Origin of the sequence: endosymbiont of Ridgeia piscesae (assembly GCF_001443665.1) — a bacterium.
Taxonomy (GTDB): Bacteria; Pseudomonadota; Gammaproteobacteria; order Chromatiales; family Chromatiaceae; genus Endoriftia; species Endoriftia persephonae.
The window spans coordinates 35,939-59,266 of sequence record NZ_KQ557139.1; the positions used below are offsets into that span (position 1 = coordinate 35,939).

At 55.8% G+C, this 23,328-nt stretch carries 20 protein-coding genes and 3 tRNA genes; 18 read left to right on the forward strand and 5 right to left on the reverse strand.

What is annotated here, in order from left to right; translation table 11 throughout:
* Positions 1-36 precede the first annotated feature (36 nt).
* From prsT to Ga0074115_RS12020, 4 genes are all read left to right on the forward strand, one after another.
* Entirely contained in the window at positions 37-2,838 is a 2,802-nt protein-coding gene (gene prsT, locus Ga0074115_RS12005) for an XrtA/PEP-CTERM system TPR-repeat protein PrsT (protein WP_060528559.1), read from the forward strand.
* Positions 2,839-2,949: 111 nt separating this feature from the next.
* Entirely contained in the window at positions 2,950-3,603 is a 654-nt protein-coding gene (locus tag Ga0074115_RS12010; protein ID WP_060528560.1) for an XrtA/PEP-CTERM system exopolysaccharide export protein, read from the forward strand.
* Between the two features lie 129 nt (positions 3,604-3,732).
* Entirely contained in the window at positions 3,733-4,713 is a 981-nt protein-coding gene (locus Ga0074115_RS12015; RefSeq protein ID WP_057955406.1) for an XrtA-associated tyrosine autokinase, read from the forward strand.
* Between the two features lie 14 nt (positions 4,714-4,727).
* Positions 4,728-6,140 carry a TIGR03016 family PEP-CTERM system-associated outer membrane protein gene (locus Ga0074115_RS12020; RefSeq protein WP_060528561.1) on the forward strand — a complete coding sequence of 471 codons (1,413 nt, stop codon included), beginning with the start codon at positions 4,728-4,730 and terminating at the stop codon, positions 6,138-6,140.
* 94 nt (positions 6,141-6,234) lie between these two features.
* On the opposite strand, the gene wecB is transcribed toward Ga0074115_RS12020, so the two are convergent.
* Entirely contained in the window at positions 6,235-7,374 is a 1,140-nt protein-coding gene (gene wecB, locus Ga0074115_RS12025; protein ID WP_057955408.1) for a non-hydrolyzing UDP-N-acetylglucosamine 2-epimerase, read from the reverse strand.
* A gap of 355 nt (positions 7,375-7,729) precedes the next feature.
* Between wecB and Ga0074115_RS12030 the strand changes: the two genes are divergently transcribed.
* Positions 7,730-8,791: a GNAT family N-acetyltransferase gene (locus tag Ga0074115_RS12030; RefSeq protein WP_232433074.1), complete on the forward strand. Its 1,062-nt coding sequence runs from the start codon at positions 7,730-7,732 to the stop codon at positions 8,789-8,791.
* Positions 8,792-8,803: 12 nt separating this feature from the next.
* On the opposite strand, the gene Ga0074115_RS12035 is transcribed toward Ga0074115_RS12030, so the two are convergent.
* Positions 8,804-8,879, reverse strand: a tRNA-Val gene (locus tag Ga0074115_RS12035).
* A 114-nt stretch (positions 8,880-8,993) separates the two neighbouring features.
* Between Ga0074115_RS12035 and gltX the strand changes: the two genes are divergently transcribed.
* From gltX to purF, 5 genes are all read left to right on the forward strand, one after another.
* Positions 8,994-10,403 carry a glutamate--tRNA ligase gene (gene gltX / locus Ga0074115_RS12040; protein ID WP_057955409.1) on the forward strand — a complete coding sequence of 470 codons (1,410 nt, stop codon included), beginning with the start codon at positions 8,994-8,996 and terminating at the stop codon, positions 10,401-10,403.
* A 90-nt stretch (positions 10,404-10,493) separates the two neighbouring features.
* On the forward strand, positions 10,494-12,194 hold the full coding sequence (locus tag Ga0074115_RS12045) for a glutamine--tRNA ligase/YqeY domain fusion protein (RefSeq protein ID WP_057955410.1): 1,701 nt from the start codon (positions 10,494-10,496) through the stop codon (positions 12,192-12,194).
* 534 nt (positions 12,195-12,728) lie between these two features.
* A tRNA-Ala gene (locus Ga0074115_RS12050) sits at positions 12,729-12,804 on the forward strand.
* 104 nt (positions 12,805-12,908) lie between these two features.
* The gene (locus Ga0074115_RS12055) at positions 12,909-13,397 is read left to right on the forward strand and encodes a CvpA family protein (RefSeq protein ID WP_057955411.1); all 489 of its coding nucleotides are present in this window, start codon (positions 12,909-12,911) and stop codon (positions 13,395-13,397) included.
* 65 nt (positions 13,398-13,462) lie between these two features.
* Positions 13,463-14,977, forward strand: coding sequence for an amidophosphoribosyltransferase (gene purF, locus Ga0074115_RS12060; RefSeq protein WP_057955412.1), 1,515 nt, complete (start codon positions 13,463-13,465; stop codon positions 14,975-14,977).
* Positions 14,978-14,986: 9 nt separating this feature from the next.
* Here purF and Ga0074115_RS12065 read toward each other — a convergent pair whose 3' ends face one another.
* Positions 14,987-15,835 carry an SDR family oxidoreductase gene (locus Ga0074115_RS12065; RefSeq protein WP_060528562.1) on the reverse strand — a complete coding sequence of 283 codons (849 nt, stop codon included), beginning with the start codon at positions 15,833-15,835 and terminating at the stop codon, positions 14,987-14,989.
* A gap of 214 nt (positions 15,836-16,049) precedes the next feature.
* On the opposite strand from Ga0074115_RS12065, the gene pomA reads away from it, so the two are divergent.
* The 8 genes from pomA (at position 16,050) to Ga0074115_RS12105 (ending at position 21,970) form a co-directional block, all read left to right on the forward strand.
* A complete protein-coding gene (gene pomA / locus Ga0074115_RS12070; RefSeq protein WP_057955414.1) occupies positions 16,050-16,808 on the forward strand; it encodes a flagellar motor protein PomA in 759 nt (252 codons plus the stop codon).
* Positions 16,809-16,825: 17 nt separating this feature from the next.
* Positions 16,826-17,707, forward strand: coding sequence for a type VI secretion system protein TssL, long form (tssL, locus tag Ga0074115_RS12075; protein WP_060528563.1), 882 nt, complete (start codon positions 16,826-16,828; stop codon positions 17,705-17,707).
* Positions 17,708-17,788: 81 nt separating this feature from the next.
* Positions 17,789-18,406 (forward strand): PilZ domain-containing protein, encoded by a 618-nt coding sequence (locus tag Ga0074115_RS12080; RefSeq protein ID WP_057955416.1) that lies wholly within the window; start codon positions 17,789-17,791, stop codon positions 18,404-18,406.
* 4 nt (positions 18,407-18,410) lie between these two features.
* Complete coding sequence (locus Ga0074115_RS12085) at positions 18,411-18,686, forward strand: hypothetical protein (protein ID WP_057955417.1); 276 nt, start codon at positions 18,411-18,413, stop codon at positions 18,684-18,686.
* 98 nt (positions 18,687-18,784) lie between these two features.
* A complete protein-coding gene (locus Ga0074115_RS12090; protein WP_057955418.1) occupies positions 18,785-19,045 on the forward strand; it encodes an FmdB family zinc ribbon protein in 261 nt (86 codons plus the stop codon).
* Between the two features lie 12 nt (positions 19,046-19,057).
* Positions 19,058-19,699, forward strand: a complete 642-nt coding sequence (locus Ga0074115_RS12095; RefSeq protein ID WP_057955419.1) for a DUF502 domain-containing protein — start codon at positions 19,058-19,060, stop codon at positions 19,697-19,699.
* 62 nt (positions 19,700-19,761) lie between these two features.
* A complete protein-coding gene (gene aspS, locus Ga0074115_RS12100; protein ID WP_060528564.1) occupies positions 19,762-21,552 on the forward strand; it encodes an aspartate--tRNA ligase in 1,791 nt (596 codons plus the stop codon).
* Complete coding sequence (locus Ga0074115_RS12105) at positions 21,515-21,970, forward strand: NUDIX domain-containing protein (protein ID WP_324617021.1); 456 nt, start codon at positions 21,515-21,517, stop codon at positions 21,968-21,970. The genes aspS and Ga0074115_RS12105 overlap by 38 nt, the downstream gene beginning before the upstream one ends.
* Before the next feature lie 500 nt (positions 21,971-22,470).
* Here the strand turns inward: Ga0074115_RS12105 and Ga0074115_RS12110 are convergent.
* Positions 22,471-22,547: transfer RNA gene (locus Ga0074115_RS12110), tRNA-Arg, on the reverse strand.
* Between the two features lie 463 nt (positions 22,548-23,010).
* A partial coding sequence (locus Ga0074115_RS12115) for a tyrosine-type recombinase/integrase (protein ID WP_232433075.1) occupies positions 23,011-23,328 on the reverse strand: 318 nt, incomplete at its 5' end.

Consider the following 23,328-nt stretch of genomic DNA (forward strand, 5'->3'; position numbering starts at 1 on the left):
ACCCACAATCGCTTTTAGCCAGGGGGAATTAGCAGGATGAAGTATAAAAACCTCATGCAGATGCGCGGCAGGCCAGTTGCACTGGCGGCTGTGGTTTCGCTGGTTTTTATCACTGGATGTAGCGGTGGAAATGAAACGGAGCGGATGGCAAAGGCTGGTGAGCATCTGCAGAATGATGAGCCTGCCAAAGCGATTATCGAGCTGAAAAATGTCTTGCAGAGCAACGCCTCGAATGATCAGGCGCGCGTTATGTTGGCTGACTCTTATCTTGCAGTCGGGGATGGGAAGTCAGCGGAAAAAGAGCTGAAGAAGGCGGCCGAATTGGGTGTTCCAGAGTCAGATCTACTGTCTCGAAAGGCACAGGCGCTACTCGCGCAGCGTCAGTATGACAGAATTCTGGAAGAGCTGGATCCACAGCAGATCTCCGGAAGTGACAGGAAATATCTGTTGGTGGCGTATGCCGAGGCCCGTTTGGCAAAAGGGGAGGAGGCTGAGGCGGCGTCCCTGCTGGAAGCGGCGTTGGATATCGATCCGGTCTTTCCCAAGGCATTGGTCGGCATGGCGCGGATCAATGTCATGCGGGAGGATCTGGAGGCGGCTGTCACACAGTGCCAGAAGGCCGTATTGCAGGATCCAGGCTTCACTGAAGGTTATCTCGTGATGGGGGCGATCCATTTTCAGCGTCAGGAGTTTGATGCGGCTGAGATCGTCTTTGAGAAGGCAATGGAGTCGCTGGCGAGCTCATTTTTTTCCAAGCAGCATTTCGCTGCTCATGTCTCGTTGATCCAGACCCTGCTGGCAGAGAAGAGGCTTGAAAAAGCCGCGACGCGGATAGCGGCGTTTCGAAAGATCCTCCCGGAGCATCCGATCGGAGCCTATTTTTCCGGCCTTTATCACTTTATGGTGGAAGACTATGAGGCGGCTGAGGGCGAGTTGAAACAGGTCATAAGCGCTTCGCCAGATCACCTTCCCACCCTGCTGCTGCTTGGCTCTGTTCATTTCGCCAGACAGAACTATGAACAGGCAAATACCTATCTTAGCCAGTATGTGAATAAAGTCCCCAATCACCTGCAGGCAAGAAAAGTGCTGGGTATGACACGCCTAAAACTCCACCAGCACGAGAGTGCTCTGGAGGCACTTGAGCCCGCACTGGATAATGCCGGTGGGGATGTGGAGATCCTGAAACTGATCGGCAATGCCGCCAGCCGTTCGGGGGATCACCTCTCAGGCACCCGGTATCTGGAACAGGCGGTGAAGGCTGATCCGGGAAACAGCGCGATTCGAGAGGAACTCGCCAAGGCCTATCTGCGCAAAGGCTCGATTGACCAGGCGATCGAGGAGTTGGAGACGCTGTCGGATGCCGATTTGCCAAAAAATCGGCTGATGCTGATCTATGCTTATCTGAGAAAAAAAGAGTTCAGTGAGGCGATTAAACTGACCGACGAACTGATCGCTGAAACCCCCAACTCGCCGATGTTGACGACCCTGAAAGGCAGTATTCATGTGATGCAGGGTAAACGGTCGACAGGGCGCCGGCAGTTGCTAAGGGCCCTGACATTCGAGCCAGGCTATCTTCCAGCCCATTTCGCGCTGGCCCGGTTTGAGCTTGAGGGGGGGAGCCTGGGGAGTGCAAAGAAGCGATTCAAAAAGATTCTTGAGCTGGATGCCAGGAACGTAACTGCCATGCTCGGCCTGTCGCAGATTGCTGATAAGCAGGGAGACCAGCGGCAGGCGGAGCAGTGGGTGGAGCGGGCGAGAGAGGCAGATCAGAACGCAACTTTACCGCGCTATATCCTGGCAAGGCACTATCTGAAACGAGGCGAACGTAGCAAAGCCAATGCGATTCTTGGCGAGCTCGAACGTATCAACCCGGACAACCCTGTCTTTCTCCTGTTGATGGGCAATTCGAAGATGCAGGCCGGTGACTATGCCGGTGCTTCCCATTATCTTTCGATGCTGGTCGATAAGAACCCACAGTCGATCCCAGGCTATCTGGGGTTGGCCGGGGCGGAACAGAGGATAGGGCGGCTCTCCAGCGCCAAACGCGTACTGGAGAAGCTGCTAGAGATCCAGCCTGACAATGTCAGAGGCAAAGTTATGCTGGTGTCGAATGAGATCAAGGCCGGCAATATTCAAGAGGCGGAACAGCTGGCAAAATCTCTGCTGCAGAATGAACGCTCCAGATACTGGGGGTACCTGTTGCTGGGTGATCTCTATCTGAAGAGTGGTCAATATGAGCAGGCGGAGCTGAATCTAAGTGAGGGACTGGAGCAGTTCAATACTTTCGCAATCGCCGAAAAACTCGCCAAAACTCATCTGTTGCGCAACAACAAACAGAAAGCTATCGATGTCTTGATGAGCTGGAAGAAACAGCATCCTGATGATGCAAAAGGGGAGCTGGGGCTGGCATCCATCTACCAGAGCAGCGGTGATAACGTCAAAGCTCAGGCGATGTATGAAGAGGTTCTTCAGACCGATGGGAACAATGTGATTGCGCTCAACAATCTGGCATTACTTGTGGAGTCATCCGATCCCCAGAAGGCTCTCAATTTCGCCGAGCGAGCCTATAATGCTGCCTCTGGGAATGAGGCGATTGCGGATACTTATGGCTGGCTGTTGTTCAGGTCGGGAGAGCTGGATAAGGGGAGGGAGATCATTGAGGAGATCGGGAAAGCGACGCAGAATCCCGCTATCCTCTATCATTATGCAGAAATTCTGTATGAATCTGGCAATATCGAGCAGGCAATCCGGGCGTTGAACCGGGCCCTGGATAGTGCCGCTCTGTTTCCGGAACGAGAGACCGCGCTCAAACTGAAACAACGTCTAATGCGGCAATGAGAAAGGATTCGAAGCGTTCGGGAAGAATGGGAGAGCAAGCCCAGCTTCATTGAGGCATGGGGTTGTTAATGCAGCGAAATATGAGAGGCCTTAGCGGGCGGGGGTAGCAAGATGAAAAAAAGTTATCAATATACAAAAAATGTCCTGTCGATGGTGCTGGTTAGCGTATTGGCTGCCATTGTTTTGGCAGGATGTGCGAGTGCCGGCGGAACTATGCAGAAGGAGGCGCCGGCCAGTATAACCAGGGTTGGTGCGGAGGCGCCGAAATACCTGATTGGTCCGGGCGACAGTCTGAGGGTTTTTGTCTGGGGGGATCCAGAACTCTCCTCTGAAGTGATTGTGAGGCCGGATGGCTTGATCACAACGCCTCTGGTCGAAGATATGCAGGCAAGCGGTAAGACGCCAACCGAGTTGGCACGAAATCTCGAGGGAAATCTCTCAAGATTCATTAAGAATCCGAAGGTTACGGTTACTGTGACTAACTTCGTTGGTCAGTATACAGAACAGATTCGTGTGGTTGGACAGGCTGCCCAGCCGCAATCGCTGTCGTATCGGGAACATATGTCGCTGCTTGATGTGGTTATTGCCGTTGGTGGCTTGACTGAGTTTGCTGCCGGAAACAAGGCAAGTATCGTGCGCAGGATTAATGGCAAAACGGAACAGTTTCAGGTACGACTGGATGATCTGGTGCGGGATGGTGATATTTCAGCAAATGTTGAGATGTTGCCGGGAGATGTACTGATCATTCCAGAAACTTGGTTTTGATCGCAAAATTAGTGGGCCGGCGCGCTGGAAAGGCGCCAGTGCTTCAGTAAAGATAGCGTGAAAAATGGCGTCGGGCTTCTGCAGGTTCTAAAATAGAGGCGTTTTACCGTAAAAAGAGTGAGATGATTAATGGTTAGCAGTATCGAAAAGGCGGTAGAGCGGCTGAATAAGGCCAGGGTTTCTGAGGAGGCCGGGGAAAAAGAGCCGACGATCACTGCTCTAGCAGAGGACTCCGCTAAATCCACACTGGTTGTGGAGAGTGCCGGAATTGGGGTGGATGGAAAGGATGAGAGTGGTGGCTATGCGGAAGAAGCTTCCTATTTCTCGGAGGTCGGAGCGGATGATGACCCCCTGGCGGCCTCCCAGAGTGAATTGGTTGAGAAGGAACCGTTTACGATTGATTTTGAAGGCAAGGAGCACCTGGGTTATCTCACCCCGAACAGCGACAACCAGGTTGTCTGGGAGGAGTACCGGGTTATCAAACGTCCCCTGCTGATAAATGCTTTTGGTAAAGGCGCCGCCCCGGTTGAGCGGGGTAACATCATCCTGGTGACAAGTTCTGTACCTGGCGAAGGTAAGACCTTCACCTCGTTCAACTTGGCAATGAGTATTGCCACTGAACTTGATTCAACCATCCTGATGGTGGATGGAGATGTGCTGCGTTCTTCACTCAGTAAGCTGGTTGGAGCGGAGGATAAACCGGGCTTGCTGGATGTGCTGGAAGATCCTGACGTTGAGCTGGGCGATGTGATCCTTGGCACTCAGATCCCTAAGTTGAAGATCCTGCCAGCCGGGACCCGCCACAAACACTCAACGGAACTGTTGGCCAGTGACAGCATGGATAAGCTGATTGCGGAACTTGGTGAGCGCTATCCTGACCGAATCGTACTGATTGATGCTCCTCCGATGCTGGCCACCACCGAGGCGTCAGTTTTGACCATGAAGGTTGGACAGATCGTCATGGTGGTGGAAGCGGGAAGAACACCGGTAGAAGCGGTGAACGAGTCGATCGAGCGGATTGATGCGAATAAAGTGCTCGGTTTGGTCTTGAACAAAAGCAGAGTAAAATCCGGAAGCCAGTACTACGGTGGTTATTACGGGTCTTACTAGATGCAAGCAGAGCCATGAGAAAAAATAAAATCTTCACAAGAAAGCAACTTGCGGTCCTATGCGGCTTCAGTGCGCTGTTCGCTGAAAATGCGCTGGGGCTGAATTGGGATGTCAATCCCGCACTCTCGGTGCGTGGTTCGTATACCGACAATATTGCCTTGACCCCCTCCGATCAGGCGGAAAGTGACTTTATTGTTGAAGTGATTCCAGAATTGGCTGTGTCCGGCTTGGGGCGTGCTTTAAGCCTGGATCTCAATTATCGAGCGCAGCTTCTGAAATATATGGACCACAGTGACTCAGATACTGTGCGGCATCAGTTGCTGGCAGACGGCACCGCTATGCTGGTTGAGGATCTGTTTTATATCGACGCACGAGGCAGCTACACTCAGAGACCGGAACACTCTGGTCAGGCCTATGATCCGGATAACATAGGCATCAGCCTGGGTAATATCAATGTGGCGACCGTCACCCTCTATCCTTACCTGAAACGCAGGTTTGGAAACACGGCCAGCGGACAGATCGGCTACCGCTATCGGCGGGTGGAATACGACAACGATGTGGGAAACGATCAGGATACAAAAGAGATCCTCGCCTCCCTGGAGAGCGGTACCCGCTTTACTAAGCTAAAATGGGGGCTGAACTACAGCCACAGACGCTTTGAGCCCGAAGACCGTGTTCGCTCAAAGTTTGAGCGATTTGTAGGCGACATCCGCTATCCGGTGTTCAAACGTACGTATGCTATCGGAAAGTTGGGCTACGAGCAGAATGAATATACGACCCAGAATGCCTCTGACGAGAAGGAGGGGGCATTGTGGGGTGTGGGCTTGGGTTGGGCGCCTTCTGTGCGGACAACCATGGAGTTCATCGCAGGTAGGCGCTACTTCGGTAACACTAAACAGATGATGGTTGTGCATCGGGCAAGACGATTGACCGTATCCGCAAACTACGATGAGGATTTTGATAGCAACGCCACACTGGATGCAGATGCGCCGGTGTTTGATGATCAGGGTAATCCCATTTTCCCCGGCGAAGGTGGCGACCTCAATACAGAGATCTTCTTGAAAAAGACCCTTGCCGCAGAGGCCACCTACTCTTTCCCGCGTTCCTCTCTTAGCGGGCGTATCTTCGATCGCAAGCGTGAATACACCGCTGATGGCACTGAACAGGACGTGTATGGTGCCGATGTCTATTATGATTGGGGCTTGGGTGGGCGCACCTCTGGGCGTGTTGGTGTCTATTACCGCTACAATTCACCACGAGTGGATGACAAGTATAATGACTACTACGGTCTGCTATCTGTGGAACATAAGTTCGCGCCTTCGGTTGTTGGAATCGGAGAATATACCTTTCTCAGGCGCGATTCAGACAACCCGCTCGGGGGTTACAAGCGTAATCGCATAGCGGCGACGATGAAGTTCTTGTTTTAAACCCAGTCAGTTTGTAAAGAGGCGATTAAATGATTCGTCTCAGCAGGGGAGGCGTGGGGTCGATATGACTCCACGCCTCTGTCAGTTCAGGGCATCAGATCTTGAATGTTTTCTGAATGGAGTCGACGACCCTCGATGCGGTATTCCCGTCCCAGAGATCGGGAGCTGAGCCTTTCCCCGCCTTGCCAGCAAGGATCTCGTTGGTTTTATCCTCCACCTCCTCAAGCTTGCAGAGCTGATTGGTGCCCTGGGTGATGGTGATCGGTCGTTCGGTATTGGGTCGTACCGTCAGGCAGGGAATGCCGAGGTAGCTGGTCTCCTCCTGCAGGCCACCAGAATCGGTAATTGCGATCCGGCAGTTGAATACCAGATTCATGAAGCTGATGTAGTTCTGTGGCTCTAGCAGCTTGACCGCCGGGTTGTTCGAGATGGTCTCGATCAGACCACTAGTTTCAAGGTGCTTGCGAGTGCGGGGGTGGATGGGGAAGATGATTGGCAGTTTCTCCGCCACATTGTTGATCATGTCGCAGAGTGATTTCAGCGACTCGGGGCTGTCCACATTGGCGGGGCGGTGCAGGGTGATGACCGCATAGTTGCCCTTCTCAAGATCGTGTTTTTCGTATGTCCCATCCGTCTCGATCTTGTCGCGCATCATCTCCAGAGAATCGATCATGATGTTGCCGACCCGTACGATCTTGTGTGCCTCCACGCCCTCGTGTTGGAGATGTTCGTCGCCATCGGGGGACGGGGTCCAAAGCAGATCGGCGAGCACGTCGGTGGCGAGACGATTAACCTCTTCCGGCATGCTGCGGTCGAAGGAGCGCAGCCCTGCCTCTAGGTGCGCCACCACGGGGCGGTTGAGGCCTGTGACGGAATCGAAATCCGAGAGACTGTAGACCACCTTGGTGGCAGCCAGGGTGCAGGCGATAGTGGAATTGACATCGCCCACCACCACCACCATGTCCGGGCGCTTCTCCATCACCACCTGTTCATAGGCAATCATAACCCGAGCGGTCTGTTCGGCATGGCTACCGCTTCCTGCGCCGAGATGGATGTGGGGCTCAGGCAGACGCAGGTCCTGAAAAAAAGCGTCGGACATATTCAGATCGTAGTGTTGGCCTGTATGTACGATCGCTACATCTGCCCAGCTCTCCTTGGACAGCGCATGATAGAGCGGTGCGATCTTCATGAAGTTGGGTCGGGCCGCTGCAATCAGGTGTATGGTCCTTTTCATATGTCTGGATTCTCTGTGTTATCAGGGGGAGCAGCGATTATTGCCAATCGGGCGAAGCGAAAGCAACCGCTTGCAGGGAAGCGTGAAAGGTTTCACAAAAGCAGCTGGCTGCATCTGAACATAGGCTATCCTGCTGTGGGCGGCAGCAGCCTGAATCCGATCAGCTCACCTGAAAACAGTGGAGGCGTTCAAAGGATCGCGAAAAGCGCCGTTAAGGAGGGTAGAAACAGCATCAGGTGGGAATGGTATCCTAAAATCATCCAATAAAGCAGAGGGATCCCTGTTCGCGTCAATGCAAACAAGAATTATCAAAAAGTGGCGTGATTTCAACTCATTGGAAGATGAGTGGAACGGAATGCTGAGGTCATCCCAGGCCGACAGTGTTTTTCTGACCTGGGAGTGGCTCACGGCCTGGATAGCCTCAGCCGGCAAAGAGTGCGAGCCATTCATTGTCACAGTGAGGGATCAGGTGGGGCGTCTGGTGGGGGCTGCCCCTCTCTACTGCTCCAGCTCAATCCTTGGTGGTTGCATCCACTATCGCACCCTGTTGCCGATGGCCGATTACGCCACCGGTTTTGAGTATCCCGACTGGATCGTCACCGGCGCTGATCAGGCTGGTGTCAGTCAGGCAATCGCCACTGCACTGAACCAGGCGCGGGCGGACTGGGATCTGCTCTGGATGGCCAGGCTCGCGGGCTGGAGTGGTGCCCTTAAACGCATCACCTCGGCTTGTGAATCGGCAGGACTGCTCTGGCGCTCCAGGGAGCGTGAGTTCAGTCTGATCGATCTTCCCGCCAGTATGGAGGCCTTCGAGCGTTCCCTCTCCAGTAACCGGCGCCAGCAGCTGCGCCGCAAACGCCGGCGTCTGCAGCGTGAGAAGGCGGTGGTGACCACCCGTTGTCAGAGTCACGATGAGCTGCCGGAGTACCTAGAGGCGCTGTTTGCGCTCCACCATCTGCGCTGGGCGCCACTGGGCGATCCCGGATGTTTCATCCGCAAGCCGGCTGAAGCCGCCTTTTATAGTCAGTTTTTGCCGATGGCGCTGGATGCTGGCTGGCTGGCGATGTACGCCCTCAGGCACCAGGGCGAGATCCGGGCTGTGCAGGTAGGATACAATTACGGTGGGGTGTTCCACCAGATGCAGGAGGGCTTCGACCCGCAGTTTTACCCCGGCATTGGTAATGTGCTGCGTGCGGAGGTGATTCAGGCTTGCATCGATGAGGGGATCAGTGCCTATGACTTTCTTGGCGGCCACACCGAACATAAAAGGCGTTGGAATGCCCATCTGCGAATCGGTTTCGACCTGCTGATCGGTAACGCTAACCTGAAGAGTCGCCTGCTGCAGACAAACCAGATCTGGCCCACCGGACGTTTTCTGCGGCTGGCTGGACGGGATCGACGCCCTGGAGAGAGATAGGGATGGGGGGAATGGTGGGCGCAACAGGGATCGAACCTGTGACCTCTGCAATGTGACTGCAGCGCTCTCCCAGCTGAGCTATGCGCCCTCGAACAAGAGCGCGGCATTCTAATCGGCGATGGTTGGGGTGTCAATGCCGCTGCCGATTCGGCTGGTCTCTGGTAGAATCCCCGCTTTTTCCATCTTTGGTTAAAGTGACGAGATGACCATCCGTACCCGATTTGCTCCCAGTCCCACCGGCTACCTCCATGTGGGCGGTGCCCGAACCGCACTCTTCTCCTGGCTCTACGCCCGCAAGCACGGCGGCAAGTTCGTGCTGCGCATCGAGGACACCGATCTTGAACGCTCCACCGCCGAGTCGGTGAACGCAATCCTCGAGGGCATGACCTGGCTTGGGCTTGAGTACGATGAGGGCCCCTTCTACCAGACCCACCGCTTCGAGCGCTACAACGAGGTGATCGGAGAGTTGATGGACAAGGGTTTGGCGTATCGTTGCAACTGCTCCAAAGAGCGCCTCGAGCAGCTGCGCGAAACGGCGATGAAAAACAAGCAGAAGCCTCGTTACGATGGCCACTGTCGGCATCGGGAGGTCTCTGCGGATGAACCTCATGTGATCCGATTTCGCAATCCCCTGGAGGGTACCGTAGTGGTCGATGACATGATTCGTGGCCGGGTCGCCTTCAATAATAGTGAGCTGGACGACCTGATCATCCGTCGCACCGATGGCTCCCCCACCTACAATCTCACCGTGGTGGTGGACGACATGGACATGGAGATCACCCACGTGATCCGCGGCGATGACCACCTCAACAACACCCCGCGCCAGATCAACATCCTGCGAGCTCTGGGTAAGGGGTCGCCGAAATATGGCCATGTGCCGATGATCCTCGGTGACGACGGCGCACGCCTCTCGAAACGTCACGGCGCAGTCAGTGTGATGCAGTATCGCGAGGACGGCTTCCTGCCAGAGGCGCTACTCAACTACCTGGTGCGTCTCGGCTGGTCCCACGGCGATCAGGAGATCTTCTCCATCGATGAGATGATCGAGCTGTTCGAGATAGACGCGGTCAACAAGGCCGCCTCCAGCTTTAATACCGAAAAGCTGCTCTGGCTCAACCAGCACTACATCAAAGAGGATGACCCCAAGCGGGTCGCCCACCTGCTCAGCTACCATATGGGTGTGTTGGATATCGATCCTACCGAGGGTCCCGACCTGGTGGAGGTGGTCGAGGCTCAGCGGGAGCGCGCCAAGACGCTGGTCGAGATGGCCGAGATCAGCGCCTTCTGCTACAGAGATTTCGACGCCTACGATGAGAAAGCGGCGAAGAAACACCTGCGTCCGGCGGCACAGGAGCCGCTGGAGCGGATGCGCGAGGCGCTGCAGGCTCTGGAAGAGTGGAGCGAAGCGGCACTGCACGAACAGGTCGAGAATGTCTCCGAGGCGCTCGAGGTAAAGATGGGCAAAGTGGCCCAGCCGCTGCGGGTCGCCCTAGTGGGGCGTGCCGCCTCACCAGGCATCGATGTGACCCTGAAACTGGTGGGCAAAGAGGCGACCCTGCGCCGTATCGATTGGGCGCTGGCCTATATCGCTGAACGGGCTGCCCAGGCCTGATAGGGATTACGGGCAGAGGGTAGCTCAGGCTAAGCCGGAGATGGCCGGCAGAGGCTGGTCCTGTAAGCACAATCAGAGAATTTTCGCTCTATGACTACATCCGAGAACAAAACGCCTACCAACTTCATCCGTCAGATCATCGATGCTGATCTGGAAGCGGGCAAAAACGCGGGCAGGGTACACACTCGCTTTCCTCCGGAGCCCAACGGCTATCTCCATATCGGCCACGCCAAGTCGATCGTGCTCAACTTCGGCATCGCCCAGGACTACCCGGGTGGCCAGTGCAACCTGCGTTTCGATGACACCAATCCGCACAAGGAGAACATCGAGTTCGTCGAGAGCATCCAGCAGGATGTGCGTTGGCTCGGATTCGACTGGGAAGATCGACTCTTCTACTCTTCGGACTACTTCCAGCAGTTGTATGATTTTGCGGTGGAATTGATCAAGGCGGACAAGGCCTACGTCTGCGACCTGAACGCGGAGCAGATGCGCGACTACCGCGGTACCTTGAAGGAGCCGGGCAGACCCAGTCCCTATCGTGATCGTTCGGTGGAAGAGAACCTGGAGCTGTTTGCGCGAATGAAGGCGGGCGAGTTTGCCGATGGCGAACGGGTGTTGCGGGCGAAGATCGATATGGCCTCGCCCAACATGAATATGCGGGATCCGACCCTCTATCGGATCCGCCATGGCGTGGTGCACCACCAGACCGGTGAGGACTGGTGCCTCTACCCGATGTACGACTTTACCCATCCGATCTCCGATGCGTTGGAGGGGGTCACCCACTCCCTCTGCACCCTGGAGTTTGAGGATCACCGGCCGCTTTATGATTGGGTGCTCAACAACATCACCATCCCCTGTCATCCCCAGCAGATCGAGTTCTCACGACTCAATCTGGAATTCACGGTGATGAGCAAGCGCAAGCTGACCCAACTGGTGGCAGAGGGCCATGTGGAGGGATGGGACGACCCGCGCATGCCCTCCATTGCTGGTCTGCGCCGCCGCGGCTATACCGCCGCCTCGATCCGCGACTTCTGTCATCGTATTGGTGTCACCAAGTCCGACAATAAGGTGGAGATGGGGGTGCTGGAGAACTGCATCCGTGAGGATCTGGACAAAAACGCGCCGCGCCGTTTGGCGGTGATGCATCCACTGAAGCTGGTGCTCGAAAACTACCCGGAAGGGAAGAGTGAGGAGCTGGAGGCGGCCAACCACCCCAAGGATGAGTCGATGGGCAGTCGCACGATCCGTTTCACCCGCGAGATCTATATCGACCAAGCCGATTTCCGTGAGAGTGCCAACAAAAAGTATAAGCGGCTGGTGAGTGGTGGTGAGGTGCGGCTGCGCAACGCCTACGTGATCAAATGCGAAGAGGTGATCAAGAATAATCAGGGCGAGATCGTGGAGCTGCGCTGCAGCTACGACCCCGAGACTCTGGGTAAAAATCCGGAGGGCCGCAAGGTGCGCGGCGTGGTCCACTGGGTCTCCGCCGAATACGGCGTGAAGGCCGAGGTGCGCCTTTACGACCGGCTCTTCAGCAAGGCCAATCCTGACCAGGTAGAGGAGGGCGGGGTGTTCACCGACAGCCTAAACCCCGATTCCCTGCGTACCCTCACCGACTGCTATATCGAGCCGGCTCTGGCGAAGGCAGCTCCGGGTGAGCGCTTCCAGTTTGAGCGTGAGGGCTATTTCTGCCTCGATCGCCAGGATGCCTCAGCAGAGCGGCCGGTATTTAACCGTATTGTCACGCTGCGTGACTCCTGGGCTAAGATTGAGCAGCAGGGTAAAACCTGATTGTTGGTGCACTAGGGGCCGGGACTGCCCGCCCGCGAGTTAGGGTTTTTACTGACAGTTCGGTGCAGATCGGAGAGAAAATTTGCATTTGTGCCGGAATCTGCTATTTCTAGGCTCCAACGGAAGCGAAGTTTAGTCGGCATTAGACCGATACGTACCGTTTTTTATACCTGTCTCTGTCGGTTGGAGTGGGTCCAAGCGCTGTCGATAGCCGGGGCTTCTCCATCGATTGATAGCATTGAGGAGAATATTATGAGTGAGAAAAGTGCGCACCTGTTTTCCAATATCTGTACGTCCTGCATGACGGCGGCCTTGATCGCCGTTGCGGCGGTGACTGGGGCTACCCTGCTGTGGGTGATGATGCTCTAGGAGCCAGACCCCGCCAGCCCTTGTGTAACGGCCCTTAGATGGGCCGTTTTTCGTTTAAAGAGACAGCTGGATCGGCTCTGATTTTGCAGACTCTATTGGTCTCCAATCAGGCAGAAAAAACAGTAGACAAAACCCGAATCTTCCCCTAATATTCGCACCTCCTTCGGGGCCATAGCTCAGCTGGGAGAGCGCAACACTGGCAGTGTTGAGGTCGGCGGTTCGATCCCGCCTGGCTCCACCAAATTGAATGCGAATGCCCGGATCAATTCCGGGTGTCTCGTTTCAGACTCTCAAAAACGATAGCGATCAATTCGATCCTTCCTCAATTGGCGTTTCTGAATTGCGATGCATTGGATAGACATTCTCATCCTTATTGTTGTCGCCATCTCTGCCATTATCAGCTTGGTGCGCGGTTTCGTCAGCGAAGCGCTCTCTCTTGCCACCTGGGTGGTGGGATTTTGGGTGGCCTGGCTGTTCTTCCGTCCGCTGGCGGTACAGCTAGAACCCTGGATTGATGTGCCCTCCCTGCGTTTGGGCGCCTCCTTCGGTCTGCTACTTATCGTCACCCTGCTGCTCGGCGCAATCCTCAATCGATTTCTTGCCTTGTTGGTTGATTCCACTGGTCTGACCGGTACTGATCGTATGATTGGTATGCTTTTCGGTATCGCCCGGGGCGTGCTAATGGTGGCTATCCTGGTGTTGCTGGCCGGCCTGACCCCGCTGCCGGGAGATGGTTGGTGGCATGAGTCGTCGCTGATTCCCTACTTTGAAGAGATGGCGTTGTGGATGAAGCAGAACCTCCCCGACGACATCGCCCGCTATTTTAGTTATTAAAGGGGGCTCCGAGAGGCGCGCAATATCGCTATAATCGGCCCTTCTTGTTTGACGGAGTAAAAGGTATGTGCGGTATCGCCGGGCTTGTCGGTAAATCGGCAGTCAATCAGTCGCTGTACGATGCATTACTGGTCCTGCAACACCGTGGACAAGATGCCGCGGGGATCGTCACCTGTGAAGGCGGCAACCTGCATCTGCGCAAGGCGAATGGATTGGCGCGGGACGTCTTCCATACTCGCCACATGATCGACCTGCGTGGCAACATAGGTATTGGTCATGTGCGTTATCCGACCGCTGGCTGCTCCTCCTCAGCTGAATCTCAACCCTTCTATGTCAACTCCCCTTATGGCATCACCCTGGCCCATAACGGTAATCTGACCAATGCAGAAGAGCTGAAGCAGGAGCTGTTCCGGGATGACCTGCGTCACATCAACACCGACTCCGACTCAGAGATCCTGCTGAATATCTTTGCCCATGAGCTGGAGGCACAGAACACCAGGCGCCTGGCACCTGAACATATCTTTAAGGCGGTGGCCGGCGTGCACCGACGCTGCCGCGGTGGTTATGCGGCGATCTCCATGATCCCCGGGGTGGGTATCCTGGCATTCCGCGATGCCTTCGGTATTCGTCCGGTGGTCTATGGCAAGCGCGAGACTGAGTTGGGTACCGAATATATGATCGCCTCTGAGAGCGTTGCACTGGATGTGCTCGGCTTTGAACGGGTGCGGGATCTGGCTCCGGGCGAGGCGGTCTTCATCAGCAAGGATGGCGAATTGCATACCCAGCAGTGTGCGGAAAACCCGGTAAGCTCGCCCTGCATCTTTGAGTTTGTCTACTTTGCCCGTCCCGATTCAATCATCGACAACGTCTTCGTGCACAAGGCGCGCTCACGTATGGGCAAAAAGCTGGCGAAGAAGATTCAGCGGGAATGGGTGGATCATGACATCGATGTCGTGATCCCGATCCCGGACACCAGTCGCACCGCAGCGCTGGCGCTGGCCAATGAGCTGAAAGTGCGCTACACCGAGGGCTTCATCAAAAATCGCTATATCGGCCGCACTTTTATCATGCCCGGACAGACGGTGCGCAAAAAATCGGTGCGCCAGAAGCTCAATGCCATCGACCTTGAGTTCGAAGGTAAGAATGTGATGCTGGTGGACGACTCCATCGTGCGCGGTACCACTTCGAAGCAGATCGTGCAGATGGCGCGGGATGCCGGCGCCCGCAAGGTCTATTTTGCCTCGGCAGCGCCGCCGGTGCGTTTCCCCAATGTCTATGGCATCGATATGCCGGCCGCCACCGAGCTGGTGGCCCACGGTCGGACGGTGGCAGAAGTGCGCGACATCATCGGTTGTGATGAGTTGATCTATCAGGATCTGCAGGATCTGATCGAGGCGGTGCAGAAGAAGGGCAAGACCGATATCGAACGCTTCGATACCTCAGTCTTCGACGGGGAGTATGTGACCGGCGACGTATCGAGCAGCTACCTCGATCAGTTGGAGCAGAATCGAAGCGACGGGGCGAAGTCAGAGCGTGAGGATTCAGTCCGTTCGGTCATCGGTCTGCACAACAATGCTTGAGCTTACCGGCTAACGGCCACCCTCGCCGGAGACCTTCTGCAGAACCCAGTCCATTCCCCGGGTCGATAGCAGTCGTTTCAGTGTGCCAAACAGATAGGTGGGGACGGTGACATAGTAACGGGGGCGGGGGTGCCGGCTCTCCAAAGCATGAAATACCCGTTTTAGCACCGCTTCCGCCGGTAGGGTGAAGGGGGCGGTTGGCCCTTCCTTCAGCAGTCGTGTCTCCATCGCTAGGTAGTTGCTGCGATGAAACGATCTATCGGCATCGATGTTGCGCTGCCATGCCTTGTAGGCATTGCTGCGGAATCGACTCTCGATCGGCCCGGGCTCGATCAGGCTGACCTGGATGCCGCTGCCGCGCAGTTCCAGGCGCAGGGTGTCTGTCAGCCCTTCCAGGGCGAACTTGCTGGCGTTGTAGGCGTCACGATAGGGCAGGGCTATCAGTCCTAAAACCGAGCTGTTCTGGATGATGCGTCCCTCGCCCTGTCTGCGCATCACCGGGATCACCCGGCAGGTCAGTTCATGCCAGCCGAACAGGTTGGTCTCAAACTGTTGGCGCAGCACCTCCCGCGACAGATCCTCCACCGCGCCAGGTTGGCCATAGGCACCGTTGTTGAACAGTCCGTAGAGTTTGCCGTCGCTACTCTGTAATAGCTCTTCAAGGGCGTTGGCGATGGAGGCGGAATCATCCAGATCGAGCTGCAGACTCTCCAGCCCCAGCTCTTGCAGGCGCGCCACATCCGCTATTTTTCGTGCGCTGGCAAACACCCGATAACCGCGCTGCTGTAGCCCCTGCGCAACACAGAGGCCGATTCCACTGGAGCAGCCGGTGATAAGAACACTCTTTCTTTTCTGCATCTGCAGAGCTTACCGCACTTCGCAGCACTTTCGATGCATTCACACCCTACTGACCCCAGCCTGCCAGCCGCAGGGAATTAAAGTTTTGGCCGGCCTGTCCGCTACCTGGAACGAACAACAGAGTGCCAATGGCTCTGTGCGAAAAGCCGGGTATCGGCGACAGAGAAGAAGCAGAAATACTGTTTTGACGACATCTTGAGTTGGAGAGTATCAGGTGGATATCGCAACACTTGTTGGTTTACTCGGAGGATTTGGCATCATCATCGCAGCGATTGCTACCGGTGGTGACGTGATTTTGTTTGTCAACGTACCCTCAATTCTGATCGTGGTGGGCGGCACCTTTAGTGTGACGCTGATGCAGGTCTCCCTGGGGGATTTTCTGGGCTCTTTTGCGATCGGAATGAAGGCATTTTTCTACAAAACCGATGATCCCAAAAAGCTGATCGAAGAGGCGGTGCAACTGGCCGATGTGGCGCGCAAAAATGGTCTGCTGGCGCTGGAAGGGCAGGAGATTAGCAACGATTTTCTCAAGCAGGGGATCGGACTCTGTGTCGATGGTCATGATCCCTCCCTGGTCAGCAAACTATTGAGCAAGGATATCGAGTTGACCATTCAGCGCCACGAGGTGGGACAGACTATGTTCACCAACATGGCGATCATGGCGCCGGCGATGGGTATGATCGGTACCCTGATCGGTCTGGTGCAGATGCTTGCCAATATGTCCGACCCCGCCAGTATCGGCCCGGCAATGGCAGTGGCTCTATTGACGACCCTCTATGGGGCGGTGATCGCCAACGCCTTTGCACAACCAATTGCCGATAAGCTGGCTCGCGCCAGTGCCATGGAGAAGACCAACAAGTCTCTGATCATCGAGACCATCTCCGGGATCCAGGAGGGCATGAACCCGCGGGTGTTGGAGCAATTGCTAAGCACCTACCTGCCTTCCAGCAAACGTCCCTCTGGTGACAAGTAGGGCAGGGGAGCATACAGATGGCTGAAGAATGCCCGAAATGTGAAGCTGGCCTGCCTGCTTGGTTAGCCACCTTTGCCGATCTGATGTCGTTGCTGATGTGCTTTTTTGTGTTGTTGTTGTCGTTCGCAACCATTGATGCCGTGCGTTTCAAGAAGATGGCGGAGTCGATGAAGGATGCCTTCGGCGTGCAGCGTGAGATCCCGGCCAATGAGATCGTCAAGGGCGTCAGCGTGATCAAACAGGAGTTCAGCACAGGTAAGCCTGAGCCCACGGTGATCGACGAGATTCGCCAGATCACCACAGATGAGGAGCAAGAGAACCTGGAGATCAACGAGAGTAAGGAACAGGCCGAAAAGGATGTCGAAGTCGATCAGCAGATGCGTGAAGCGGTGCTGGAGCAGATCGAAGCCGAAGTCAAAGAGCAGGCGGAAGAGCTGAAGATGATGCTGGATAAGGAGATCGATGAGGGGATGCTTGAGGTTGAGACAGAAGCGACCAAGATTATCATTCGAATCCAGGAGAAAGGCTCTTTTGGGTCGGGCAGGGCGACTCTCAACCCTGGATTCTTTGACGTGATCTCGAAGATCACCAAAGTCATTGCCGCCACGCCGGGGAAAGTGGTGGTGGCTGGCCATACTGACGATATCCCCATCTCCACTAAGCGTTTCCGTTCCAACTGGGAACTCTCCTCCGCTCGCGCGGTAACGGTGGTGCATGCGATGTTGAGCAATCACGGCCTCGACCCCTCCAGGGTCTCGGTTGAGGGGCATGCGGATTCGTCCCCCTTGGTCCCCAATGACTCCTGGGCGAATCGGGCCAAGAACCGGCGTGTTGAATTGATCATCGAGCGGGGGAGTGACAGTGATCTTGGTGTGCAGACGATAGATGCCATCCGGTAAGCCGCAAGCCAGTTATGATCGGGGTGCCCATCGAATGGCGGACTATTTCAGCAACCTAACCTAGGTTAAGGGAGTCGATTGATGTCGATTGAGAGACAGGGTGGCAGGCCGAGTGAGCGCCGGCAGTTTTTTCGCATTGATGATTCGGTACAGATGAGTTACCGGGTGGTGCAGCAGGGCGACCTGCAGGAACAGATGGGGGAGCTGGGGCAGCATGTCGACAGCAGTTTCACCGTGATGACCCGGATGCAGGCGATCGATCGGCATCTCTCCGCCGCGCTGCATCGTATCGAACTCAGAGATCCGGATGTGGCCGACTATCTGCGGGCGTTGGATGAGAAGATCGAGTTGCTGGGGCAGAGCTTTCTGGCGGAGGAGGCGGAGTTGCTGGAACAGCCGGCCAAGCCGATCAGCCTGAGTGCAGGGGGGATCTCCTTTGGTACCTCAGAAAGCATGGAAATCGGTGCCTTGCTTGAAGTAAAATTGCTATTACTGCCATCTTTTACTGGGATCATCACCTTTGGTGAGGTGGTTGGCTGCGATGCAGGTGAGACCGATCAAGACTATGCATTCCTGCTCAGAATTAGCTTTTCCAGCATCCGTGACAGCGATCGTGACGCCTTGATTCGGCATATCCTGCGCCTCCAGAGTCGCATGCTCAGAGAGCGGCGTGAATCGCGGGAGCGGGCGGAAGGGTAGTGTGATGCAGCGGCCATCAAAAGACGAGATCAAGATTGCCTTGCGGATGGCGGAGCAGGTCAGGGAGCGAGAGGGTGTTGGCGCACCGCTTGCCCGCTATCTGCTCTACCTTCATCATCGAAATGAGCGGCTTGAGTCGATCTACGAACACCTTGAGCGCTATCTGCGCTTTGGGCAGCCGGAGAATGAACATGCCAGGTTGATCTGTCTGATCGAAGAACTCAGGGAGGAGTCGCGCAAAGAAACCGAGGAAAATGGAGGGGAATTTGGTCTCGAGTAGCGAGCCTGCTGCTTTCATGTGCTAAAATTTGCCGAATTTTTCGATGTGCAACCCCTCTTTTCAATACAGGTGTTGCCAGTAACTCGGGAGAGAGCAAAATGCCTATCTATGAATATCGTTGCGAAGCCTGCGGCCACGAACTGGAAGCGCTGCAGAAGATGAGCGATGCGCTATTAACCGACTGCCCCGAGTGTGGTCAGCCCGCCCTGAAGAAGCAGCTCTCCGCCGCCGGATTCCGTCTAAAAGGGGGGGGCTGGTACGAGACAGACTTCAAGCAAGGCAGCAAAAAGAACCTCCATGATTCGGGTAAAAAGGAGTCCAAATCCGCCTGTGGCGGCGGTTCCAGCTGCTCCAACTAAGATTTTACTGAGATGCTCTTGCTGCGACGCTATCTGGTAGCGGGCCTGCTGGTCTGGCTGCCGTTGGTGGCCGTGTACCTGGTCGTCCGCACCTTGGTTCGCTGGATGGACAGCAGCCTGCTGCTGCTGCCACTGCAATATCGCCCAGAAACCCTTCTCGGTACGACGATCCCTGGTCTGGGGGTGCTGCTTTCCCTGCTGATCCTATTATTCACCGGGCTGGTGGCGGCAAACCTGTTTGGGCGCAAGTTGGTCCGTCTGTGGGAGCGGCTGTTGGCTCGCATTCCTCTGGTCCGCTCAGTTTATTCCGCGGTCAAACAGCTGGTGGAGACCATGTTCTCCGACAATGGCGACTCCTTTCGCAAGGTGGTGTTGGTGGAATTTCCCCGACGCGGTCTCTGGACCCTGGGTTTTCTTACCAGCTCCGATGTGGGGGAGGCGCAGCAGAAGATAGGGTGCGAGGTGCTGAATGTCTATATCCCGACCACGCCCAACCCCACCGGTGGTTACTTCGTGATGGTGCCGAAAGAAGAGGTGCAGGAGCTCGAAATGAGCGTGGATGACGGGCTCAAGATGTTGCTCTCCATGGGAGCAATTGTACCGCCCCCCGCCAAGCCCGAGGACGAGCTTGCACAAGCCGAGGCCAAGCCGTAACATCCCCGCTTTTTACCGGGCACCATTCCCGGATCAAGTCTTTGATTTCAGGAAGGCATTTCATGCGCAGCCACTATTGCGGCGAGCTCAGCAGCTCGCATATCGATCAGGAAGTAGAAATTTGCGGTTGGGTTCATCGTCGCCGCGACCATGGTGGAGTGATCTTCATCGACCTGCGCGACCGGGAGGGGTTGGTGCAGGTAGTCTATGATCCCGACCGCTCGGAGATCTTTTCTATTGCCGAGCATGTGCGCAACGAGTTTGTGTTGCGGGTGAAGGGCCGCGTGCGCCCGCGCCCGGAGGGCACCGTCAATCCCGATCTGCCTACCGGCGAGATTGAAATCCTCGGTCTTGAACTGGAGGTGCTGAATCGGGCTGAGACCCCACCGTTCCAGCTTGATGAGCACGAAAACACTTCCGAAGAGGTGCGCCTGCGCTACCGTTATGTGGACCTGCGTCGCCCTGAGATGCTGGAGAAGATTCGCATTCGCGCCCAGGTCACCCGCTCACTGCGTCGCTTTCTCGATGAGCGGGGCTTTCTCGACATCGAGACCCCAATGCTGACCAAGGCGACCCCTGAGGGTGCCCGCGACTATCTGGTGCCGAGCCGTACCCATCCTGGGCAGTTCTTTGCATTGCCGCAGTCGCCGCAGCTCTTCAAGCAGCTGCTGATGATGTCGGGCATGGATCGTTATTATCAGGTGGTGCGCTGCTTCCGTGATGAGGATCTGCGGGCCGATCGTCAGCCCGAGTTCACCCAGCTCGATATCGAGACCTCCTTCCTCAGCGAAGATCAGATTATGGATCTCAACGAGGAGATGATTCGTCAGCTGTTTAAGGAGGTCCTTGACACGGATCTGCCCAATCCCTTCCCGCGCATGACCTACGATGAGGCGATGGAGCGCTATGGCTCTGATCGTCCCGACCTGCGAGTGCCGCTGGAGCTGATCGACCTGCGCGATCTGATGCAGGATGTGGAGTTCAAGGTTTTCTCCGCTCCGGCCAAAGATCCCCACGGCCGGGTTGCTGCGCTGCACGTGCCCGGTGGCTGCAAGCTCAGCCGCAAGGAGATCGACGCGTACACCAAGTTTGTAGGCATCTATGGCGCCAGGGGTCTTGCCTACATCAAGGTGAACGAGGCGGCCAAAGGCCGAGATGGGTTGCAATCGCCGATCCTTAAGTTCCTCACCGATGCCGCGGTGGAGGGCATCATGCAGCGCACCGGTGCCCAGGATGGCGACCTGATCTTCTTTGGTGCCGACAAGACGAGCGTGGTCAACGAAGCCCTCGGGGCCCTGCGAGTCAAGGTCGGTGAGGATCTGGGCCTGATGGAGGAGGGTTGGCGGCCGCTCTGGGTGGTCGACTTCCCGATGTTCGAGTGGGACGACAACCATGATCGCTGGACCCCGCTACACCACCCCTTCACCTCCCCCAAACTCGATCAGCTGGAGCTGCTGGAGAGCGATCCAGGTAGCTGCAAATCCCGCGCCTACGATATGGTGCTGAACGGCGTGGAGCTGGGTGGCGGTTCCATCCGTATCCATCAGCAGGAGGTACAGCAGAAAATCTTCAAGTTGTTGGAGATCAGCGATGAAGAGGCAGAAGAGAAATTCGGCTTCCTGCTGACCGCGCTGAAATATGGCTGTCCGCCCCACGGTGGCCTGGCGTTTGGCCTGGATCGGCTGGTGATGCTGCTGACCAGATCCAGCTCGATCCGTGAAGTCATGGCCTTCCCAAAGACCCAAACGGCTGCCTGCATGATGACCTCGGCGCCCTCTGAAGTGGGCATGGACCAGCTGCGGGAGCTCTCGATTCGTGTGCGCAAACCGCAGAGCGAGGATTCTACTGCCTGAGCATCGCTTCAAGCGGCCGGAGTCGGTGCTGGTGGTGGTCTACACTACCGGTGGCGAATTTCTGTTGCTGCGTCGCCGCTCACCGAGTGCTTTCTGGCAGTCGGTGACGGGCAGCCTGCGTTGGGGGGAGTCGCCGCTGCAGGCGGCACGGCGTGAACTCTATGAAGAGACCGGCATCATGGCCGGTTCGCTGTTGAATGATCTGCGGCACACTGAACGATTCCCCATCGTTCCGCCCTGGCGTAGCCGCATTCACCCAATGCCCGATTCAACACAGAGCATTGGTTTTCTCTCCTGCTTCCAGCGCGCCGAATGCCCATACTCAGCGCACATGAGCATGATGACTATGTTTGGTTGCCGGCAAAAAGAGCACAACGCAAGGTCAGTTCCTGGACCAACCGGGCAGCGATTGAAGTGACTGCGGCCAGCCTTTACGCGCAAAACTCCAGGAAGGTTATTTCGGTTTAATACGTGCAGCGGAACGGCAGGGAAGCAGTAAAAGAGGTTATCCGATGAGTTGGAATGAGCAGTCTTACCTCCTTCGAGCCCTTCCTGGCCGTCTGACAGGTATGGGTCTGTTCAAAGTGAATGCAGTAACACGAGAGCAAGAACTGCGAGGAGAGGCCCATCGCACATCAATGATGCTGCCAAACAAGTGACAGAAGGCTGGCGTAGCACGCATTACCATGCGTTTACCCGCAATGGGAAGCCAGGGTTAGTTTTGATGGCCGATAGAAATTACGGCGGCACAAGTCGGGACCGATCGCCACGCGCTACTCTATTGCTGAACTGCAAAACCTAATCGATACAGCAAATAGCGTGTGCGAAACGGACTTCAGAAAAAGTCCCGCACTGCTGTCCAGAAAATAACAAGCGGCTAGCGGATCCTGCTAACTGTTTGTCCTTGCTGCGAAGATATGGCGCGCCCGGAAGGATTCGAACCTCCGACCACCTGGTTCGTAGCCAGGTACTCTATCCAGCTGAGCTACGGGCGCTCTTGGAACAAAGATGGCTTGCAGGAATCGCTGCAAAGTCACCTTTAATGGGAGGCGGGATTATGCAAAAATCCTGGCATCTATGCAAGCCTGTTTTGCTTCTCATCGGGTAGGCCTTGTGTTGATCGTCGGTGGGTGACAGTTCGCTCTTTGGAGTGCGCTCCAGCTAAGGACGCCAGTCATGACCTGAACTGGGCGGCGTGAAGGATGACTCTATTCACACCCGTGATCGACCAATGCCGTGGCCAGATTCGTGTAGACGGCAACAGCAAAGGCTGGGCCTGATAATGACGCTCCTATGGTGAGCTGTTGCCGTTCCCCCCTTCCTCATGCCATGGCAAATCTCAGGGTAAGTTATGAAATGCCAGGTGATGTCGGGACTGTTGCCGGAGGGGAGGATACCTTCTTTGAATTTGCCGCTTCGATGCCCCTAAAACCGTCATCGTGAGTCCGTCCCAAACTGTTACAGTTGCAAACGATCCAGCGGGCTGTTCACACCCTTTCCGCCGCGCCGCAGGACATGGGTGTAGATTTCCGTTGTACTGACATCAGCGTGGCCTAGTAAATCCTGTACGGTTCGGATATCGCTTCCCTGCTCAAGCAGGTGAGTCGCGAAGGAATGCCGAAAGGTGTGGGGTGTTGCCCGCTTGTTGATCCCTGTCTTCAGCAGCGCCTGTCGCACGGCTTTCTGTATTAATCGTTCCGAAAGTATTGGCAGTGTATACTGCTTTCCATGGCTACGATAAAAGAACAGCGTGATCAGAAAAGGAAAGATGTAGTG

Coding starts and splice junctions, on each gene's coding strand:
- prsT (WP_060528559.1), top strand. CDS start 37: ATGAAGTATAAAAACCTCATGCAGATGCGCGGCAGGCCAGTTGCACTG.
- Ga0074115_RS12010 (WP_060528560.1), top strand. CDS start 2,950: ATGAAAAAAAGTTATCAATATACAAAAAATGTCCTGTCGATGGTGCTG.
- Ga0074115_RS12015 (WP_057955406.1), top strand. CDS start 3,733: ATGGTTAGCAGTATCGAAAAGGCGGTAGAGCGGCTGAATAAGGCCAGG.
- Ga0074115_RS12020 (WP_060528561.1), top strand. CDS start 4,728: ATGAGAAAAAATAAAATCTTCACAAGAAAGCAACTTGCGGTCCTATGC.
- wecB (WP_057955408.1), bottom strand. CDS start 7,374: ATGAAAAGGACCATACACCTGATTGCAGCGGCCCGACCCAACTTCATG.
- Ga0074115_RS12030 (WP_232433074.1), top strand. CDS start 7,730: ATGCTGAGGTCATCCCAGGCCGACAGTGTTTTTCTGACCTGGGAGTGG.
- gltX (WP_057955409.1), top strand. CDS start 8,994: ATGACCATCCGTACCCGATTTGCTCCCAGTCCCACCGGCTACCTCCAT.
- Ga0074115_RS12045 (WP_057955410.1), top strand. CDS start 10,494: ATGACTACATCCGAGAACAAAACGCCTACCAACTTCATCCGTCAGATC.
- Ga0074115_RS12055 (WP_057955411.1), top strand. CDS start 12,909: ATGCATTGGATAGACATTCTCATCCTTATTGTTGTCGCCATCTCTGCC.
- purF (WP_057955412.1), top strand. CDS start 13,463: ATGTGCGGTATCGCCGGGCTTGTCGGTAAATCGGCAGTCAATCAGTCG.
- Ga0074115_RS12065 (WP_060528562.1), bottom strand. CDS start 15,835: ATGCAGAAAAGAAAGAGTGTTCTTATCACCGGCTGCTCCAGTGGAATC.
- tssL (WP_060528563.1), top strand. CDS start 16,826: ATGGCTGAAGAATGCCCGAAATGTGAAGCTGGCCTGCCTGCTTGGTTA.
- Ga0074115_RS12080 (WP_057955416.1), top strand. CDS start 17,789: ATGTCGATTGAGAGACAGGGTGGCAGGCCGAGTGAGCGCCGGCAGTTT.
- Ga0074115_RS12085 (WP_057955417.1), top strand. CDS start 18,411: ATGCAGCGGCCATCAAAAGACGAGATCAAGATTGCCTTGCGGATGGCG.
- Ga0074115_RS12090 (WP_057955418.1), top strand. CDS start 18,785: ATGCCTATCTATGAATATCGTTGCGAAGCCTGCGGCCACGAACTGGAA.
- Ga0074115_RS12095 (WP_057955419.1), top strand. CDS start 19,058: ATGCTCTTGCTGCGACGCTATCTGGTAGCGGGCCTGCTGGTCTGGCTG.
- aspS (WP_060528564.1), top strand. CDS start 19,762: ATGCGCAGCCACTATTGCGGCGAGCTCAGCAGCTCGCATATCGATCAG.